At 40.3% G+C, this 19,381-nt stretch carries 21 protein-coding genes and 2 pseudogenes; 12 read left to right on the top strand and 11 right to left on the bottom strand.

The window, feature by feature from the left end; genetic code table 11:
- The first annotated feature begins 163 nt into the window (after positions 1-163).
- Both J8L73_RS16540 and J8L73_RS16535 read left to right on the top strand, forming a co-directional pair.
- Positions 164-787, top strand: a complete 624-nt coding sequence (locus J8L73_RS16540) for a hypothetical protein (protein WP_211018736.1) — start codon at positions 164-166, stop codon at positions 785-787.
- Positions 787-1,530 carry a DUF3307 domain-containing protein gene (locus J8L73_RS16535; RefSeq protein ID WP_211018734.1) on the top strand — a complete coding sequence of 248 codons (744 nt, stop codon included), beginning with the start codon at positions 787-789 and terminating at the stop codon, positions 1,528-1,530. The genes J8L73_RS16540 and J8L73_RS16535 overlap by 1 nt, the downstream gene beginning before the upstream one ends.
- Positions 1,531-1,646: 116 nt before the next feature.
- On the opposite strand, the gene J8L73_RS16530 is transcribed toward J8L73_RS16535, so the two are convergent.
- Positions 1,647-3,044: a DEAD/DEAH box helicase gene (locus tag J8L73_RS16530; protein ID WP_211018731.1), complete on the bottom strand. Its 1,398-nt coding sequence runs from the start codon at positions 3,042-3,044 to the stop codon at positions 1,647-1,649.
- 200 nt (positions 3,045-3,244) lie between these two features.
- Complete coding sequence (locus J8L73_RS16525) at positions 3,245-4,084, bottom strand: 2OG-Fe(II) oxygenase family protein (RefSeq protein ID WP_138681410.1); 840 nt, start codon at positions 4,082-4,084, stop codon at positions 3,245-3,247.
- A gap of 267 nt (positions 4,085-4,351) precedes the next feature.
- Between J8L73_RS16525 and J8L73_RS16520 the strand changes: the two genes are divergently transcribed.
- Positions 4,352-5,554 (top strand): bifunctional alpha/beta hydrolase/OsmC family protein, encoded by a 1,203-nt coding sequence (locus J8L73_RS16520; protein ID WP_211018729.1) that lies wholly within the window; start codon positions 4,352-4,354, stop codon positions 5,552-5,554.
- 63 nt (positions 5,555-5,617) lie between these two features.
- On the opposite strand, the gene J8L73_RS16515 is transcribed toward J8L73_RS16520, so the two are convergent.
- The gene (locus tag J8L73_RS16515; RefSeq protein WP_211018728.1) at positions 5,618-6,361 is read right to left on the bottom strand and encodes an alpha/beta hydrolase; all 744 of its coding nucleotides are present in this window, start codon (positions 6,359-6,361) and stop codon (positions 5,618-5,620) included.
- Between the two features lie 124 nt (positions 6,362-6,485).
- On the opposite strand from J8L73_RS16515, the gene J8L73_RS16510 reads away from it, so the two are divergent.
- A complete protein-coding gene (locus J8L73_RS16510) occupies positions 6,486-6,809 on the top strand; it encodes a hypothetical protein (protein ID WP_211018726.1) in 324 nt (107 codons plus the stop codon).
- Between the two features lie 84 nt (positions 6,810-6,893).
- On the opposite strand, the gene J8L73_RS16505 is transcribed toward J8L73_RS16510, so the two are convergent.
- From J8L73_RS16505 to aspS, 3 genes are all read right to left on the bottom strand, one after another.
- Positions 6,894-7,490: a pentapeptide repeat-containing protein gene (locus J8L73_RS16505; protein WP_211018724.1), complete on the bottom strand. Its 597-nt coding sequence runs from the start codon at positions 7,488-7,490 to the stop codon at positions 6,894-6,896.
- Positions 7,491-7,520: 30 nt separating this feature from the next.
- Positions 7,521-7,751, bottom strand: coding sequence for a hypothetical protein (locus J8L73_RS16500; protein ID WP_211018722.1), 231 nt, complete (start codon positions 7,749-7,751; stop codon positions 7,521-7,523).
- 278 nt (positions 7,752-8,029) lie between these two features.
- Entirely contained in the window at positions 8,030-9,808 is a 1,779-nt protein-coding gene (gene aspS / locus J8L73_RS16495) for an aspartate--tRNA ligase (protein WP_211018721.1), read from the bottom strand.
- A gap of 249 nt (positions 9,809-10,057) precedes the next feature.
- On the opposite strand from aspS, the gene J8L73_RS16490 reads away from it, so the two are divergent.
- Both J8L73_RS16490 and J8L73_RS16485 read left to right on the top strand, forming a co-directional pair.
- Positions 10,058-10,906: a DUF72 domain-containing protein gene (locus J8L73_RS16490; protein WP_211018758.1), complete on the top strand. Its 849-nt coding sequence runs from the start codon at positions 10,058-10,060 to the stop codon at positions 10,904-10,906.
- Between the two features lie 13 nt (positions 10,907-10,919).
- Entirely contained in the window at positions 10,920-11,414 is a 495-nt protein-coding gene (locus tag J8L73_RS16485) for a YgjP-like metallopeptidase domain-containing protein (RefSeq protein WP_211000580.1), read from the top strand.
- 148 nt (positions 11,415-11,562) lie between these two features.
- Here the strand turns inward: J8L73_RS16485 and J8L73_RS16480 are convergent, their stop codons facing one another.
- A complete protein-coding gene (locus tag J8L73_RS16480; protein WP_211000581.1) occupies positions 11,563-11,925 on the bottom strand; it encodes a hypothetical protein in 363 nt (120 codons plus the stop codon).
- 218 nt (positions 11,926-12,143) lie between these two features.
- Positions 12,144-12,344, bottom strand: a pseudogene (locus J8L73_RS16475) (DUF3334 family protein); the annotation flags it as partial.
- A 1-nt stretch (position 12,345) separates the two neighbouring features.
- On the opposite strand from J8L73_RS16475, the pseudogene J8L73_RS16470 reads away from it, so the two are divergent.
- A pseudogene (locus J8L73_RS16470) lies at positions 12,346-12,612 on the top strand (YgjP-like metallopeptidase domain-containing protein); the annotation flags it as partial.
- Between the two features lie 148 nt (positions 12,613-12,760).
- Here the strand turns inward: J8L73_RS16470 and J8L73_RS16465 are convergent.
- Positions 12,761-13,123, bottom strand: coding sequence for a hypothetical protein (locus J8L73_RS16465; RefSeq protein WP_211000581.1), 363 nt, complete (start codon positions 13,121-13,123; stop codon positions 12,761-12,763).
- Positions 13,124-13,346: 223 nt separating this feature from the next.
- A complete protein-coding gene (locus J8L73_RS16460) occupies positions 13,347-14,036 on the bottom strand; it encodes a DUF3334 family protein (protein WP_211000582.1) in 690 nt (229 codons plus the stop codon).
- 116 nt (positions 14,037-14,152) lie between these two features.
- Between J8L73_RS16460 and cmoA the strand changes: the two genes are divergently transcribed.
- The 5 genes from cmoA (at position 14,153) to J8L73_RS16435 (ending at position 18,509) form a co-directional block, all read left to right on the top strand.
- Positions 14,153-14,878 carry a carboxy-S-adenosyl-L-methionine synthase CmoA gene (gene cmoA / locus J8L73_RS16455; protein WP_002959989.1) on the top strand — a complete coding sequence of 242 codons (726 nt, stop codon included), beginning with the start codon at positions 14,153-14,155 and terminating at the stop codon, positions 14,876-14,878.
- 12 nt (positions 14,879-14,890) lie between these two features.
- Positions 14,891-15,859, top strand: coding sequence for a tRNA 5-methoxyuridine(34)/uridine 5-oxyacetic acid(34) synthase CmoB (gene cmoB, locus J8L73_RS16450; protein WP_211018719.1), 969 nt, complete (start codon positions 14,891-14,893; stop codon positions 15,857-15,859).
- A 190-nt stretch (positions 15,860-16,049) separates the two neighbouring features.
- On the top strand, positions 16,050-17,102 hold the full coding sequence (gene purM, locus J8L73_RS16445) for a phosphoribosylformylglycinamidine cyclo-ligase (RefSeq protein WP_211018717.1): 1,053 nt from the start codon (positions 16,050-16,052) through the stop codon (positions 17,100-17,102).
- On the top strand, positions 17,102-17,749 hold the full coding sequence (gene purN, locus J8L73_RS16440; RefSeq protein ID WP_058548297.1) for a phosphoribosylglycinamide formyltransferase: 648 nt from the start codon (positions 17,102-17,104) through the stop codon (positions 17,747-17,749). The genes purM and purN overlap by 1 nt, the downstream gene beginning before the upstream one ends.
- A complete protein-coding gene (locus tag J8L73_RS16435) occupies positions 17,694-18,509 on the top strand; it encodes a DUF3108 domain-containing protein (protein ID WP_227006953.1) in 816 nt (271 codons plus the stop codon). Before purN ends, J8L73_RS16435 begins: the two co-directional genes overlap by 56 nt.
- Positions 18,510-18,607: 98 nt before the next feature.
- Here the strand turns inward: J8L73_RS16435 and J8L73_RS16430 are convergent, their stop codons facing one another.
- Positions 18,608-19,372, bottom strand: a complete 765-nt coding sequence (locus tag J8L73_RS16430; protein WP_211000586.1) for a class II glutamine amidotransferase — start codon at positions 19,370-19,372, stop codon at positions 18,608-18,610.
- Positions 19,373-19,381 lie beyond the last annotated feature (9 nt).

Below are 19,381 nucleotides of genomic sequence, written 5' to 3'. Positions count from 1 at the left end.
AGAGGATTAATGCTAATGGCGCTTTGTAAATGCAGCGCCATAAAAATTTAGTTCCTTGCAATTGCCCTTTAAGTAACCTAAATTAGTTACTTAATTAAATGTAACCATATTTGGTTACTTAGCCAAATGTAACTGGTTTTAGTTACCTTGAAGTTGGATTTTTATGATTGGTGTGATCAGCGGCGATATAATTAAATCGCAAAAAATACCTAAGCAACAATACGATGCCATGCTTTATCAGTTAGAGCAAAGTTTGCGTGCAATTAGCAATAAATCAACGCTTTGGAACATTTACCGAGGTGATGCATTTCAGCTACAAGTTAACCAAGGTGAGCAGTTAATTAAAACTGCCATCCTCATATATTTACACTTAAAATCTGCAGGATACGAGGTCCGACAAAGTATGGCACTTGGTCAAATTGATAACCCGCGCAGTGATATAAAAACAGCCACAGGCTCAGCTTATACTCTCTCAGGGCAAGGCCTTGATAAAATAACCAACCAACGCTTTGCATTTAATATAACCGAGCAAAGCATAGACGAAAGCTTTAGCCTTAATCTCATTTTTGTTGATACCTTACTGAGTAAAATAACAAAAGCACAGGCAAACGCTTTGTACGTGTATTTAACGCAAAAAAATAACAACCACGCAGCACTTGCTAAAGAGCTCAATACAAGCCGCGAAAACGTGACTAAACTACTTAATTTAGCTAACTATCAACTTATAGAGCGCTTTATCACGTATGCAGAACAGGTTATAAAAAATATAATAAAAGGAATCGCATAATGGCGTTTTCGTTACTGCTGGTGGCACTTATTATTGGTCACTTACTCGCTGATTTTTACTGGCAACCTATGAGTTGGGTGAACGATAGAAACTCCCGCCACTTTAAAGCTAAAAAGCTCTATTTACATGTGCTAGTACATGGCATAACAAACGCTATTATTCTCGCTTTTTGGGAATATACCTATGGCTGGCAGCAACTGAGTACTGTGTTACTTGCCACAGCTGTAATTGTGCTTAGTCATTACTTTATTGATATAGCTAAGTCGTATTCAAATAAAGGAGTAGTGCCATTTTTACTCGACCAAATAGCGCATATAGCCGTAATAATAGCGCTGTGTATTTATATAACGGATAACCAAAGTTTAATCGCATACGTAAGCGCACTTGCCACGAACCCTAACGTACTCTGGGTTGTATGCGGATATTTAATTATATTAAGCCCAAGTGCCGTATTTATTAGAATGATGCTAGAAAGGCTCACCGCTCACTTTTCAAGTGAGGGCAGCTTGCCATTGGCTGGGCAAAGCATTGGCATGATAGAGCGCGTATTAATGCTGAGCTTTATATTGCTTGATCAATTTGCGGGGCTTGGCTTTTTACTAGCTGCAAAGTCGGTATTTAGGTTTGGCGATTTAAGTGCCAGTAAAGATAAAAAGCTCACTGAGTATGTAATGCTAGGCACCTTACTAAGCGTAAGTGTTACTTTATTTGTAGGTTTAGCCGTTAATTATTTAATTAGGTAAGTGTAAATTTTAGATAATAAAAAACGCGCTACCTCTATTTACTAAAATGAAGTAAGCGCGTTTTTTGTATTATACCAAGCTGCTTAATTAAATATTATTGCAAGTTGGTATTGTAATTAATCATTATTATTTGGGCGACGACGGCGCTGACCATTACCACCAACCGATTGGCGTTTTGCCCATGGGTTTTGTGCATTATCATCTGTTTTGGCTGCTGGCTTTTTAGAACCACCACGACGAGGGCCTGTACCATTACCGCCATTGTTTGGCTTTTTACTGTTAGGCTTACTGCTATCAGATTTAGGCTTATTAAAAGGCTGTTTTTTCTTAGGCTTTTTAGCTGGCAATGGGCGAGCATCAAGTGCACGCTCAGCTACTGGGTTTACTGGCTCAAAACCATCTTCCTCAGCACGAGGAATAAGCTCACCAATAAAGCGCTCAATGCCGTATAAATCTACTGCATCTTCCGTTGTTACAAACGAAATAGCATGGCCCGATGCACCAGCACGACCTGTACGGCCAATACGATGTACATAATCTTCATATACATTAGGTAAATCGTAGTTTACTACATGCGGGAGCTCAACAATATCAAGGCCACGAGCCACAATATCAGTGGCTACAAGTACACGTACTTCACCGCTTTTAAAACCATCAAGAGCTTTTACGCGCGCGCCTTGTGATTTATTACCATGAATAGCGGCACCTACAATGTCGTCGCGCTCAAGTTGTTTAACTAGGCGGTTAGCACCATGTTTAGTTCGGCTAAATACTAAAACTTGCTGCCAATCGTTGCTACGAATTAAATGACTTAGTAAAGCAGTTTTACGCCCTTTATCTACCGCATAAACGCTTTGCGTAACACTTTTAGCTGTGGTGTTTTTTGCTGCAACTGAAATTTCAACAGGATCGTTTATTAAGCCTTTAGCTAATGCACGAATATCATCTGAAAACGTTGCCGAAAACATAAGGTTTTGGCGCTTAGGTGGCATTTTAGCAATGAGACGTTTAATGTCGTGAATAAAGCCCATATCAAGCATTCGGTCAGCTTCATCAAGTACGAGTACTTCAACGCTATCAAACTTAACTGCATTTTGATTATGTAGATCAATTAAACGCCCAGGCGTTGCCACTAAAATATCAACCCCTTTGCGAAGGCGCTGCATTTGCGGGTTAATTTTAACGCCACCGTATACAACAAACGAACTGACATCCGAATGCTTAGCGTATTCCTCAACGTTTTCGCTAACTTGCAGTGCAAGCTCACGGGTCGGCGCTAAAATAAGTGCGCGTACGTGATTACTTTTAGCTTTAGGACCTGACGATAAACGTTCAATAAGTGGTAATGTAAAACCAGCTGTTTTACCAGTACCGGTTTGTGCAGCCGCCATTACATCGCGACGTTCAATAATTGCAGGAATTGCTTGAGCCTGAATAGGCGTTGGCGTTTCATAGCCCTTTTCTAAAACCGCATTAACTAAAGACTGTGATAAACCTAAACCATCAAAACTCATATAAACTCTCTTTTAAATAAGGCTACGTTAGCCAGTTGCGCGCATTATACCTGTCATGGCTAAGAATGCATGACATTATTTACGTTGTTGGCAATTGAGCATAGCTTAATAAAATTAAACCAGTCATCATATTGCTTAAAAATGCAAAAAACGGCCAGTAGCCGTTTTTTGTTTATACCTAATAGCGCTTATTATTAGCGCTATTTAACACCTAGCTCGCGTAAGCGCTCTTGTAGGTAACTGTCAGCAGTGTAACGTTCAGACAAAACAACATCTGGACGCGGGTGTAAAAACAGCGGCAACGAAATGCGTGATTTAGTAGACGCCTTACCTGTAGGGTTAATTACACGGTGAATAGTCGATGGAAAATATCCGCCCGACGCTTCTTGTAACATGTCACCAATATTAATAATAAGGCTGCCAAAATCACATGGTACGTCTAACCAACCACCATCTGTTTTTTGAACTTGTAGGCCTGGCTCGTTTGACGCTGGCAATACAGTTAACAAGTTGATGTCACCGTGGGCAGCAGCGCGAATAGCACCTGGCTCTTCGTCACCTGTCATTGGCGGGTAATGTAAAATACGTAACAATGTTTGCTCAGAATCAGCAATCATGTCTTTTAAATCAATAGAGAACTTAGCACGTACATCCGCTGGTGCCTCTGCTTGAACCCAGCTTAAAAGCGTTGCTGCAAATTCGTTAGCTAAGCGGTAGTACTCACGTACGTCAGCTTCAAGCTGCGCCGGTACTCGGCCTTTAGGGTAAACATGAAAGTACTCTTTAATGTCTTTTACTGTAAAGCCTTTAGCTACTTCAGATACTGAAGGCGGAAAATAACCGTCTTGCGTTTCTTTAGAGAATAAAAAGTCGTGCTTTTGCTCTGAATTAAAGAAGTCTTGCCAATTTTTATAGATAGACTCAACTAAAGATTGTGGAATTGGGTGATTCTTTAATACACCAAAACCAGTATTTCTTAACGATTCAACAAAGTGAGCAGCCGCATCGGGAGCTTTATAATCAACAGTAGGTAATTGCATTGTACGTTCCAGTGAATAGGTTGTTAGAAGTGAACTGCTTTAAAATATAGTTAACATGCCAAGATAAAGTAGCAAATCCTTCATTATAGCGCCGTGCGAGGATAGACAAACCACCTCAAAAACATAAGGACAAATGTCCTTAAGGCTATTTAATAAACAGTTCACTTGATCGAGATCAAAGCAGAATAAACATTGAATTTGCAACAAATAATGCCTATATCTGGTCTATGATTGTAATGTATTAAATTGCGACACGAAGGCTTCCACATGCGACAAAAAGTATCTTTTAAAAGCGGCGATTTAGAACTTGCCGGTCAACTCGAACGCCCATCTGGCGATATAAAGTTTTATGCGCTCTTTGCCCACTGCTTTACCTGCGGAAAAGACATAGCAGCTGCAACCCGTATTAGCCGTGCACTTACCCAGCAAGGGATTGCCGTACTGCGTTTTGATTTTACTGGCCTTGGTAATAGTGATGGCGATTTTGCCAATAGTAATTTTTCTTCGAATATTCAAGACTTAGTGGCCGCAGCCGATCACTTGCGAAATAATTTTGAAGCCCCCCAGCTATTAATTGGCCACAGCTTAGGCGGTGCAGCCGTGCTTGCTGCAGCAGAGCATATTCCTGAAATATCAGCGATTACAACCATTGGCGCACCGTCAGATGCGCAGCATGTAGCGCATAACTTTGAAGCACACCTTGATGAAATTAACGCAGCAGGTGAAGCTAAAGTAAGCTTAGCCGGGCGTGAATTTACCATTAAAAAGCAATTTGTAGAGGACATAGCAAAATACGGTCGTAGCCACATAGGCAAATTAAAACGCGCGTTATTAGTTATGCACTCCCCTGTTGATTCCACAGTAAATATTTCTGAAGCTGAGAAAATTTACGCATCAGCGAAACACCCTAAAAGTTTTATAAGCCTAGATAACGCCGATCACTTATTAACTAATAAAGACGACGCTGATTACGCAGCCACTATTATTGCTAATTGGGCAAACCGCTACGTTGAATATGATAAAACTGGCTATAGCGCAAAATTAGAAGGTGGAAAAGTTTTAGTAGAAGAAAAAGACCATATATTCACTCAGCATGTGAGCACCAAAGATCATACATGGCTTGCAGATGAACCTATAAAAGTAGGTGGAAATAACTTAGGCCCTGATCCATACGATCATATACTCGCAGGCCTAGGCGCGTGTACATCAATGACATTGCGTATGTACGCCACGTTAAAAAAGCTGCCGCTTGATCATGTAAAAGTAGAGCTTGAACACACGCGTGACTACTACCAAGATTGCGACAACGGTGAATGCACTCAAACACTTGAAGCCATTACCCGTAAAATAACCCTACGCGGCGACTTAACTGAAGCACAGCGCCAACGCCTGCTAGAAATAGCCGACAAATGCCCTGTACATAAAACCCTGCATAACAGCCCTCTTGTTGTCAGTGAGTTAGTTGAGTAACTAAAACAAAAATAGCGCAGCCATGGCTGCGCTATTTAATAAAGTAAAGCCCTACAAGTTTTATTAATTTAAAAACGCCACTACTTCTTTACTTATTCTATCTACCAGCCACGCTGGCCCGCCATCGTACATATCGTTATGTCGCGATTTTTCAATCGTTATTTGGCTAACAGGAAACTCTTTAAGCTCTGTATCGTTTAACAGCACATTTGCATCAGCTGGATAATCACTACCACGAAGTGTAAGTACGCGTATGCTTTTATTACGTGGGATCAACATACGGCGGTGATCGAGTGTAATTACTTGGCTTACTTCATCTGGATAGATTGCAGCGTATAAAGCGGATATATCGCCGCCGTTTGAGTGGCCAAATAACGTGAGCTGAGAAAAGTTATACTCAGGGTATTGCGCACTTAGTTGATTAACTAAAAACTTAAGCGTTACTACACCGCGGTGCCAGTTTTCCATACGGGTAGTTAAATAGGGCTGATTGTGGTTGAGTTTAGGGTCGGTTTTAAGCTCATGCGCCACTGCAATACTTAAATAGCCTTGTGCATTAAATAGCTTACTCGCAAACGTGTAGTCATTGTGGCTAATGCCGTAGCCCGCATTTACAAATGCTACAGGGCACTTTGCCTGCCCGCTGCATTGATTACTATTATTTGGGAGTGTGATATTGATAGGAATGGTGCGATTGCGGCTTTCATCTACTATCACACCGTCTTGAGCAAAGCTCAATGGTGACATTAAACTCGCGCTTAGTGTAAGTGCGCTTAATATTAGTAACTTTTTTATTGCTTTATGCATGTTTTAAATTATATAAATTATTGTTTTTAAATAAAAATAACTTTTACCATAAAGGTTAGCGCGCGTCATTGCTAATGTATGCGATAATACGGGTATTATTTTTAGTTAATTTAGAAAGTACCCCATGAAATCATATAACACCATTGAACAACGTATCGACATTTTGCAAAGTCGAATAGAAGCCTACAAAGAAGAAATTGCCGTATTAAAGGCCGAGCCAAAAAGTAATAACGAGCGTATTATTTTCAAATTTATTGAAACCGGCAGCACAGGTAAAACAAAAGACTTTGTTCGTGAGTTAGGAATAAAGTCGCCGCGCGATAGCTTATATTCATCAGGTGATGTAACTAAGCTTGTTAAAGACGGTGCTGATGATATTACCCCTGCGTTACTGGAAATTGCTCGCGCACTTGCAAGCGCACGTAACAAAAATGGCCCTAGCTGTTAATAACTAGCTAAAGCTATTATTAATCTCAATGTAGGTTATTTATTGTTTAGAAGCTCGCATTTTGTAGCTTCTAAACAACGTAAACTAGTCACAAAGCTCTATATCAAGGCTTTTAAGCAAATTAAGTGCTTCAAAGCGCTCAAATTTAGCCCCCGCTAATACATTATTATTTAAATCAATATTAAACTCAGTTGCACCAACAAAGTCACACTTAGTTAAATTGGTCTGAAAAAACTCACTATCGCGAAAATCTGTTCCGGTAAACTTACTTTGCTTTAAGTTGCCATGTCTAAAATCAACGTTTTTTGCAAAGCAGTGAATTAGTTTTAGTGATTTTAAAGTTAAATCATAAAAAGAGCTGTTACTAAGCTCACAGCTATTAAAGCTCACCGGCGCATCAATACTCAGTGCTCCCCAATCAGCATCGCCCCACTGCACACTGTTTAGCTTACAATCACTAAAGCTTACATTTTCAAGGGAGCTGTAGCCCCACTTGAGTGACGACAAATTACAATTTTTAAAGCTGCACTCTATAAATCGGCATGTTTTAAAGTGCGCCTGTGAGAAATCACACTCAGTAAACGTACACGCTTCAAATTCAGCGTTTTCAATTAATTGCTCTGCTAACTGCAAGGTACTAAATTGCTGGTCGTAATAATGATTATTATTGGAAATTGACACTGTTACTGCTTATCCGTAATTAGGTTTTTGTTAATGAGCGTAAGGGCTCGTTTTAGGCAAATCTTGTTTAAGCGCTAATAAGGCTATAAAAATTAAGCCAAACAGCGGAAATACTGCTAAACATCCGCCTACAAAGGCTAAAACGCCAGGCATGGTACTTTTACGTTTACCTATTTTGTAGCTAATAAGCGCAAAAATCGGAATGCAAAACATAATAAAAAAAGCCAAAAATTCACCAAATAATGTGAGATTAAACGACATAAGAACTCCCTCTCTATTGAATAATACCAATCAGCTTAAGTTACTAGTCATTTATAGCGACAGATAAATAGAGTGATAACAAGGCATAAATATCGACATATAGTTTTGCATGAGAAATTTATAACACTGTTAACGCTTTGTTTAGCACGCTAAAAAGGCTAAATATTTAAGCCGATTGGTACAATATTTAAACTGCTTTAAATTTAACCATAAAAAAACCCCTAGGCATACTCCTAAGGGTTTTTAAATCTAGCTAATCACACGTGTTGTGCGTGGTATTACTCTTCGCTAGGAATTGCTTTTTCTACTACGCTAATTGCAAGCTCAGTTAAAGAGTCGCTATTAGCTTTACTAGGTGCATCGGTTAATAAGCACGATGCTTGAGTGGTTTTAGGGAAAGCAATAACGTCACGAATGTTATCTGTACCACATAAAAGCATAACTAAACGGTCAAGACCAAAGGCTAAACCTGCATGCGGCGGTGTGCCGTATTTAAGGGCATCAAGTAAAAAGCCAAACTTATCTTGTTGCTCTTGTGCGTCAATACCTAAAATTCTAAATGCTGCTTCTTGCATATCTGCATTGTGAATACGTACCGAACCGCCACCTACTTCGTAGCCGTTTAATACCATATCGTAAGCATCTGAAATAGCCGCTGCTGGGTTTGCTTCAAGCTCTTCTGCGCTAATATCTTTTGGTGCTGTGAATGGATGGTGTACTGCGTGAAGCACCCCTTCGTCATCTTCTTCAAACATTGGGAAGTCAACAACCCAAAGTGGCGCCCAACTATTAAGATTAGTGATTTCTAAATCAACACCAATCTTCAAGCGAAGCGCGCCCATTGCTTCGTTTACAACGTTGCGTTTATCAGCACCAAATAAAATAATATCGCCAGTTTGTGCGTTAGTACGCTCAAGTAACTGGGTAATTACCTCTTCGTTTAAAAACTTAGCTACTGGAGATTGAACGCCCTCAGCACCTGCATCGCGGTCGTTTACTTTCATCCACGCCATGCCTTTAGCGCCGTAAATACCAATAAACTTGGTGTAATCATCAAGTTGTTTGCGAGAAAGTTTAGCGCCACCCGGTACAGTTAGTACAGCAACACGGCCTTTTTCGTCATTAGCAGGACCAGAGAAAACATTAAACTCTACGTCTTTAACTAAATCTGCAACATCAACTAATTTCATTGGGTTACGTAAATCTGGCTTATCTGAACCATACAGGCTCATTGCCTCGCTGTAAGGCATAATTGGGAAGTCGCCTAAATCAACGTTTAATAATGATTGCCACATCTCACGAATCATTTTTTCAGTCATACCACGTACTTGATCAGAGCTCATGAACGAGGTTTCTAAATCTATTTGGGTAAATTCTGGTTGGCGATCAGCACGTAAATCTTCATCACGGAAACATTTAACAATTTGGTAGTAACGGTCAAAACCCGACATCATTAACAATTGCTTAAACAACTGTGGCGACTGCGGTAACGCGTAAAAGCTACCTTTGTGAACACGGCTCGGTACTAAATAATCGCGCGCGCCTTCTGGTGTTGCTTTAGTAAGTACAGGTGTTTCGATATCTAAAAAGCCGTTTTCATCTAAAAAGCGGCGAACAAAGCTACTTGCTTTAGCGCGTAATTTAATACGGTCGCTCATTTCAAGGCGACGTAAATCTAAGTAACGGTACTTTAAGCGGCGCTCTTCTGAATTTGTTTGGTTAAAATCAAGCGGTAATGGCTCTGAACGGTTAATGATTGTAAGCTCAGTACCTAAAATTTCCACTTCGCCAGTTGCCATATCTTTATTTATTTGGCTGTCTGGGCGCGCACGTACAACCCCTTTTAACTGCACACAAAATTCTTGACGAAGTTTGTTAGCGGTATCCATTAGTCCTTCAACTTCTGGATCGAATACAACTTGTACTAAACCTTCTCTATCGCGTAAATCGACAAAGATAAGTCCACCAAGGTCACGTCGTTTGTTGATCCAGCCACATAGTTCAACTTCTTGATCTACGTGAGTTTTATTTAGCTGTCCGCAATATATAGAGCGCATAGTTTTCCTGTCAGATAAAAGGCTTTAACGGTTAAATTTATTTGTTTTAAGGCGTGTGATTTAAAAAACAGGTCACCACAATACAAATAAAGCCGCTAGCAATCTAAAAATAATCAAATTAAGCCCTGCATTATACCCAAGTAGTATCAAGATGCTAGGGCGTGTGTTTAGCTTTGTAATGTTAATTTGCAGCAACTACCAAATGTATTTGGTACACTTGCGTCACGAAGTAATTTATCAGCTATTTATATGTTATATATTGGATGCCCTCAGTGGTCGAGCAACGCGTGGAAAGGCAATTTATTTTCAAGCCAATGTAAAAACGCCGATATGCTTAGCCAATACGCACAGCATTTTAATTCAGTTGAAGGCAATACCAGCTTTTACGCCGATCCATCGCCAAGCACTCTATTACGCTGGGCACAAAGTGTACCCGATGACTTTAAGTTTACATTTAAATTTCATCGTCGTTTTAGTCACGAGCTACAGCTCAGTAACATTCAAACAGAGCTTACCGATTGGCTTAGCTTGTTCTCCCCTATTTTAGAAAAAACAGGGCAAGTTATGCTGCAATTACCCAAAGCATTTGGGCCAAACGACTTACCTAAGCTCGCCCAGTTTATTAGCTTGCTCCCCAAGGAGCTAAGTTACGGGGTAGAAGTACGCCACAGCGATTTTTTTACAAAAGGCGAAGCCGAAATTGCCCTAAATCAGCTATTAATGGCAAATAATATAAACCGTATTTCTATGGATACGCGCGCGCTTTTTGCAATAAAGCCCACCACCGAGGCGTTAATAGATGCACAACAAAAAAAGCCCCACTTACCTGTACATGCAATAGCTACAGGCATGCAGCCTATGGCGCGCTTTGTCATAGCCGATTTACAAAACGACTATAAACCCTTTTATAAGCCGTGGCTAAGTAAAGTAAAACAATGGCTTGATGAGGGTAAAACACCCTATGTGTTTTTTCATACTGCCGATAACCGTGAATCGCCACTACTTGCACGCCAATTTTGTGAAGACCTAGGGTACAGTCACCCAGTATTAAATCCATTCAGCGGTGAAAAAGAAGCCCACCAGCCTACGCTTTTTTAAATAGAGAATAAAAATGAGTGAATACGCACGCTATTTTACCGGCTACCCAGCCAATATTGTTGAGCAGGTATTAAGCCTAATTAAAAACAAAAAAGTAAGTAACTACTTACTAAAAAAGTACCCGCAAGCGCACACCATAACCACCGATAAACTGCTTTACAGCTACGCCACTGATTTAAAAAAACAGTATTTAAAAAACGCCCCACCGTTTGGCCGCGCAGCATTTAAAAAACAAGGCGATATGGTCACCAATGCATTAGGTACTCACACTTACCGCATGCAAGGTAAAACCCGTAAGCACGACTTAGCCATAAACAGCGATTTACTGCGCGCACCCGAGCCACTACTAAAAGCATTAGTCGTACACGAACTCGCGCATTTTAAAGAAAAAGACCACAACAAAGGCTTTTATAAACTGTGTTGTCACATGGAGCCGCAGTATCACCAGTTAGAGTTAGATTTACGGATTTTTTGTGTGGTAGTCGCGATGGGTGAGAATCCTTATTAGGCGGTCAATTTCATGATGATCACAAAGCCATATTTATCTTTCGAATTTGCAGATGCTTTTGAACTTTTAAGTAAGACAAAGAATAGTTTCTATTTATCCGGTAATGAATTGCCGCTAGGGTATTTTCCAATACGGAATCAGCATACATCTAAATTTTATTGTGGTAATAGTTGCCTACTTCATACGAATTTAGTAATAGCAGCTTCCCTTGGGGCTGCTGACGTATAGCTAGAGTCACTGACTCTTTCGAATCTGCTTTCGCTACTTTACCAATATCGCTAGAGTCTAACCCTAGCTCCTTAGCTAGTTGCTCCATCTCTTTTTGCATTTTTGGGAGTATTTCGGTTTTTAACTTCTCTGCAGCCTGCTCATAACGAATTTTCTCCTCTTCAGTTGAAGCCGTTTTAGCTATTTGTTCAAATTCCTCAATGCCCTCTTGGGCGCCCTTCACATCACCAACTCTGCCGTTATAATTAAAGTATAGGTCCATTAAATTATGAGTAAGTTGCATCTATTTCCCCTTTTGATGAATTAATATATTCACAGTTATAACTATAAGCAAAATTCACACCAAGTAACTCATAACTAAACTGTTTGTTGCCTTATAATATTAATTATTACCTAAAACAAAAAACGCGATATCAAATCGCGTTTTTAAGTAACTTTTCAACTGGCAGCTCAAAAGCGTGTTGGGTTTCGTTTCACTCAACCCAACCTGCATAAATAAACTTAAAGCCCTAATTCAGCCATAAAGTCGTCATCGGCATCATCTTTTTCTGCTTCTTTTGACTTTACTTTTTCTTTTTCGGCTTTTTGTTTAGCTTCGTTTTCAATAATATCGTCTGGGTCTATTGCTTCTACAATGTCAAAATCATGAAGTTTAATAAACTCAGTTTTATCCATTGCCAACTCTAGATAAAAGATATTTTGTATGGTCACCAATGCATTAGGTACTCACACTTACCGCATGCAAGGTAAAACCCGTAAGCACGACTTAGCCATAAACAGCGATTTACTGCGCGCACCCGAGCCACTACTAAAAGCATTAGTCGTACACGAACTCGCGCATTTTAAAGAAAAAGACCACAACAAAGGCTTTTATAAACTGTGTTGTCACATGGAGCCGCAGTATCACCAGTTAGAGTTAGATTTACGGATTTTTTGTGTGGTAGTCGCGATGGGTGAGAATCCTTATTAGGCGGTCAATTTCATGATGATCACAAAGCCATATTTATCTTTCGAATTTGCAGATGCTTTTGAACTTTTAAGTAAGACAAAGAATAGTTTCTATTTATCCGGTAATGAATTGCCGCTAGGGTATTTTCCAATACGGAATCAGCATACATCTAAATTTTATTGTGGTAATAGTTGCCTACTTCATACGAATTTAGTAATAGCAGCTTCCCTTGGGGCTGCTGACGTATAGCTAGAGTCACTGACTCTTTCGAATCTGCTTTCGCTACTTTACCAATATCGCTAGAGTCTAACCCTAGCTCCTTAGCTAGTTGCTCCATCTCTTTTTGCATTTTTGGGAGTATTTCGGTTTTTAACTTCTCTGCAGCCTGCTCATAACGAATTTTCTCCTCTTCAGTTGAAGCCGTTTTAGCTATTTGTTCAAATTCCTCAATGCCCTCTTGGGCGCCCTTCACATCACCAACTCTGCCGTTATAATTAAAGTATAGGTCCATTAAATTATGAGTAAGTTGCATCTATTTCCCCTTTTGATGAATTAATATATTCACAGTTATAACTACAAGCAAAATTCACACCAAGTAACTCATAAATAAACTGTTTGTTGCCTTATAATATTAATTATTACCTAAAACAAAAAACGCGATATCAAATCGCGTTTTTAAGTAACTTTTCAACTGGCAGCTCAAAAGCGTGTTGGGTTGGGTTTCGTTTCACTCAACCCAACCTACATAAATAAACTTAAAGCCCTAATTCAGCCATAAAGTCGTCATCGGCATCATCTTTTTCTGCTTCTTTTGACTTTACTTTTTCTTTTTCAGCTTTTTGTTTAGCTTCGTTTTCAATAATATCGTCTGGGTCTATCGCTTCTACAATGTCAAAATCATGAAGTTTAATAAACTCAGTTTTATCCATTGCCAACTCTAGATAAAAGATATTTTGGTTACGCGTAGTAAAGGTTACGCGGCGTGCTTGTGGGCGATCCATGGTGGTATCTACCGATATTTGCACTTGTTTGTTGATTGCCATCATTTTTGGCTGGTTTTGTGTAATAGACGTATGTAATTGCTCGCGTACTTTAGAGGTAAAGTCGCCAACAATTTGGTTCATCAGCTCGCCCATTACATTTGAAACATCGTCTGATAAATGGCTATGGGCAATTTCTTCCTCTGGCATGCCCATATTGCGCATGTAATCACCATAAATCTCCATTGCGGCTTGCGCAGTAAAATTGGTTACAACAAGCCCTGTAAAGCCACCGTCAAATAATACGAAGCAACCTATATCTGGTCGCATACAGGTGCGCGTTATTTTTTGCACCATGGCTGAGTAGCTTATTTCGTTACCACTTGCTGATGAAAGGACTCCCGTCACTGAATGACAAAGGGTTGCTAATATATCGTCTGTACTAATTACCTTACTTTTGCTCATTTAACGCTCTCTTTTATACTTATTATTCATTATTCTAGCCAAGCTACTGAATTTATCACTGACTATCCAGCATAAAATGTTAAAATAGCATCATTATTTTTAAAGAGACTGCCTTCGTGACCATAAAAGACAGTATTTATGCCTCTGAGCAACAAGTAAAAGATTTTAGCTTTGACCAAAATGTGGTTGAAGTATTTCCTGATATGATTCAGCGCTCTGTACCTGGTTATGCCACTATTGTAAGCACGATGGGTAAATTAGCCGGCGAATACGCACAAAGCAATTCAAACCTTTATGACTTAGGTTGCTCGCTAGGTGCAGTAACACTGAGTATGCGCCGTAATATTCGTACTGATAACTGCCACATTATTGCAGTAGATAACTCACAGGCCATGGTTGAGCGTTGTAAAATGCATTTACAAGGTTTTAAATCGGACGTGCCGGTTACTGTTACTTTAGGCGATATCAACGAGCTTGAAATTCAAAACGCATCGGTTGTGGCAATGAACTTTACGCTGCAATTTATACCTCATGCACAGCGCCAAGCCGTGCTTGAAAAAATATACGCCAACTTAAAGCCCGGTGGCGTATTGTTACTCAGCGAAAAAATTAAAGCCGAAAACGAGCAATGCGATAACTTATTAATTGATTTGCACCACGACTTTAAACGTCACAATGGCTACTCAGAGCTTGAAATAAGCCAAAAACGCACTGCTATTGAAAACGTAATGCGTCCCGATACGCTCAGCACACACTTTAATCGTTTAAGCGATATTGGCTTTAGCCAAACGCAGGTGTGGTACCAATGTTTTAATTTTTGCTCAATGGTAGCAATTAAATAAAAAGAGTAATTTATGTCTCAATGGTTTAACCAATTTTACGCTGCAATTGCACAAAGTCCACTTAGCCACTGGCTAGAAACCCTACCCGCTCAATTAAAACATTGGCAGTTAGAGGCAAGCCATGGTGATTTACCCAAATGGCAAAAAGTACTTAAAAATTTACCTGAAGTAAAAACTACGCATGTTGACATAGCTACTAAGGTAGAAATTGGCGCGCCAGGGGAAATGAGCGAAGGCGAGCAAAAACAAGCAACGCATTTACTAAAGCGAATGATGCCTTGGCGAAAAGGCCCCTTTAGTGTTCACGGTATTGAAATAAACACCGAATGGCGCAGTGATTGGAAATGGGATCGCCTCCTTCCTCATATTGAGCCATTAAAAGGCCGTACAGTGTTAGATATTGGCTGTGGCTCTGGCTATCATTTATGGCGAATGCGCGGTGAAGGCGCCGAGTTTGTGGTGGGTATTGATCCGTCTGATTTATTTTTATGTCAGTTTCAGGCAATTAAACACTACAACCCAGACGAAAACGTACATTTATTGCCACTAGGCGTTGAAGCATTACCCGAGCTTAAAGCGTTTGATACGGTTTTTTCGATGGGAGTGCTTTATCATCGTCGCTCGCCAATTGATTTTTTAGCGCAGTTAAAAGCGCAGCTTCGCCCGGGTGGCGAGTTAGTGCTAGAAACCTTAGTTATTGAAGGCGATGAAAATACAGTACTCGTGCCTACTGACCGCTACGCAAAAATGCGCAATGTGTGGTTTATTCCAAGTACTGCTGCATTAAAACTATGGATGGATCGCGTTGGCTTTAAAGATGTGCAAGTAAAAGATTGTGCAATTACCACGCTTGACGAGCAGCGTAAAACCGACTGGATGGAAAACGAATCGTTAGTTGATTTTTTAGACCCAAGCGACACCAGTAAAACCATTGAAGGTTACCCTGCTCCTCTCAGAGCTATATTAACCGCCAAAGCATAACTGTTAAATTTACGCCTTAAATACTAAAAAAACGCCTATGGGCGTTTTTTTGTTTATTTAAACAACAAACAGCGGACAAGTGTCCTTGTTAATTATTTCAAAATTACATTTACGCTAGCCGCGACCTTGCAATTGTTGTAAAATACGCGCGTTTCTAAGCAACCCAAAACAACTATTTTGAGGAAAACCTGTGAGCGAACAAAAACAGTCTCTAAGCTATAAAGACGCGGGCGTAGATATCGACGCTGGTAATGCACTTGTTGAGCGTATTAAAGGCGTAGTGAAAAAAACTCGTCGTCCTGAAGTTATGGGCGGAATTGGTGGTTTTGGCGCACTTTGCGAAATTCCTGAAGGTTATAAGCAACCTGTATTAGTTGCTGGTACTGATGGTGTTGGTACTAAACTTCGTTTAGCTATCGATTTAAAAAAGCACGACACTGTTGGTATTGATTTAGTTGCGATGTGTGTAAACGATTTAATAGTACAAGGCGCTGAACCCCTGTTTTTTCTGGATTACTACGCAACGGGTAAACTAGATATAGACACAGCAGCCGATGTAGTAACCGGTATTGGTAAAGGTTGTGAGATTTCTGGTTGTGCCCTAATTGGTGGCGAAACAGCAGAAATGCCAGGTATGTATGATGGTGAAGACTACGACATGGCAGGCTTTTGTACCGGTGTAGTAGAAAAATCTAAAATTATTGATGGCACTAAAGTAGCAGCAGGCGATCAGCTTATTGCGCTTGCATCTAGCGGCCCTCACTCAAACGGTTTTTCTTTAATTCGTAAAGTACTTGAAGTATCAAACGCTGATACAAACCAAGTAATTGACGGTAAAACATTAGGCGAGCATTTATTAGAGCCTACACGTATTTACGTAAAACCTTTACTTGAGTTATTTAAGCAAGTTGACGTGCATGCCCTTTCGCACATTACTGGCGGTGGCTTTTGGGAAAATATTCCTCGCGTGTTACCAGGCTCTGCAAAGGCAGTGGTTAAAGGCGATAGCTGGCAGTGGCCAAGTATTTTTAACTGGCTACAAGAAAACGGCAACATTGCCACGCACGAGATGTACCGTACATTTAACTGTGGTGTTGGCATGGTATTAGTAGTTCCTGCAGACAAACTTGACCAAAGCTTAACAATTTTAAAAGGCTTAGGCGAAAACGCATGGCACCTTGGTGAAATTCACAATGCAGCGCCAGGCGAAGAGCAAGTAGAAATTGTAGGTGGTGCTAAGTAATGGCACCCACTCGTCTGGTAGTTTTGATCTCAGGTAGTGGCTCTAATTTACAAGCCATCATTGATGCCTGCGAACGTGGCGAGATAAATGGACATATAGCGGCTGTTATTAGCAATAAAGCAGACGCTTATGGCCTAGAGCGTGCTAAACAAGCTGGCATAGCTACAAAAGTGCTCAGTCATAAAGATTTTGACTCGCGCGAAGCCTATGATGCGCAATTAATGAACGTTATCGACTCTTTTATGCCGAATCTAGTTGTATTAGCTGGGTTTATGCGTATTCTTACTCCTAGCTTAGTGCAAAAATATGTTGGAAAAATGTTGAACATTCATCCATCTTTGTTGCCTAAGTATCAGGGGCTGAATACCCACCAAAGAGCAATTGATGCAAAAGACGATGTTCATGGCGTAAGTGTTCACTTTGTTACTGAAGAATTAGACGGCGGTCCGGTTATTCTTCAGGCGCAAATACCTGTACTCAAGGATGATACAGCAGAGACATTAGCAAAGCGCGTGCACGAGCAAGAGCATATAATTTATCCTTTGGTGGTCAAATGGTTCAGTGAACAAAGACTTACTATGGAAGCAGATTATGCAGTTCTTGACGAAAAACAACTTCCTGCACACGGCGCGCACTACCCACAATAAAAAAATAAGTGCCTTGCTATTATGTGCGGGCGCTTTACTTCCTACTAGCCTTATTGCAGGCGAACTAACACAGTATCAAGCAAGCTATGATATTTTACGCAAAGGTAAAAATCATGGTGAAGCCGTACGTGAGCTTAAAAAATTAAGCGATAATAACTACGAGCTTACTTATCACAGCAATATAGAGTGGATGATTTTTTCTGACTCGCGCGAAGAAACCTCAAAGTTTACATACAAAGATGGCAAAGTTACCCCACATCATTACAACATGGTGCGTACAGGCACAGGCCCAGATAAAGATTACAAAATAGACTTTGATACGCAAAATAAAGTGGTCACAAGTAGCACTAGCGAATACCCGCTAAAATGCGAGTGGACTGACGAATTTCAGGATGCTATTTCGTACCAAGTACAAGTACGTGAAGGCCTAAAAAAAGGCGAAACTAATTTCTCGTTTCCGCTTATTGATAAAAAAGGTAATCGCCGCGACTACAATTTTGAAGTAACAGGCACTGAAATGATTTCGTTGCCGATTGGCAATGTAGAAGCCATTAAAGTTAAACGCTTATACGATAACGACAAACGCCAAGCGCTTGCATGGTTTGCGCCAGAAATGGATTACATGCTAGTGCGTATGTGGAAAGGCGAAAAAGGGATGGAGCAGTTTGAAGTGCAAATGAACTCGTTTACCGTTACTCAACCTGTCGCAGCTCCTGCAGCTGTAGCAGACAAAAGCGATGCTAGCGTAGAGGCGTTATAACACCTATTTGCAACAATTAATTATGCGCATTGGTCAAAGTGTATATTGAATAAAAAACGCGATTTTATATCGCGTTTTTTTATTCTTTTAATTTAGCGCTAAATTAACTCGCCCATTTTAAATAAAGCAAACTCACCCGGCTGCATTTTTTGCCAGCGCTCATCGTTCGTGAGTGGCCGTGTAGCTATTACGGTTACTACATCGTTTGGTGTGGTTTCTTGTTGAAAATCAACCACCATATCAGCATCAATTAAGGTTGCTTTGCCAAATGGCGCTCGGCGCGTTATGTAATGTAAGTTATTAGTACAATACGCCAATACAAACACGCCATCAGTAAGCAACATATTAAATACGCCCTTTTCACGCAACGTGTGTGAAAGCTTGGCAGCGTATCTAAAAACAGAGGCCATATTAGAGGGACGTTTTGGATACTTTTCACGAATTTTATCAAGCAACCAACAAAATGCCAGTTCGCTGTCGGTATTGCCTACAGGGCGATAATACTCAGGTTTTAAATCGTGATAATTAGAAAGCTGCCCATTGTGTGCATAGGTAATTTCGCGGCCCCAAAGTTCCCGTGTAAACGGATGGGTATTCTCAAGGCACACTCGCCCACGATTACCTTGGCGAATATGGCTAATAACCGACACGCTTTTAATTGGGTACGCTTTAACGAGCTTTGCAATTTCTGATTGATAACTTGGCTCAGGATCTTTAAACGTTCTACACCCTTTACCTTCGTAAAAGGTAATACCCCAACCATCTTTATGCGGGCCGGTATTGCCACCGCGCTCTAAAAGCCCTGAAAAACTAAAACAAATATCGGTAGGTACGTTGGCTGACATGCCAAGTAATTCACACATTAATAAACT

It is taken from the genome of Pseudoalteromonas sp. MMG006, from assembly GCF_018101025.1.
Taxonomy (GTDB): Bacteria; Pseudomonadota; Gammaproteobacteria; order Enterobacterales; family Alteromonadaceae; genus Pseudoalteromonas.
The sequence above is the reverse complement of the archived record's forward strand: the minus strand, read 5'-3'. Positions and strand labels throughout refer to the sequence as shown.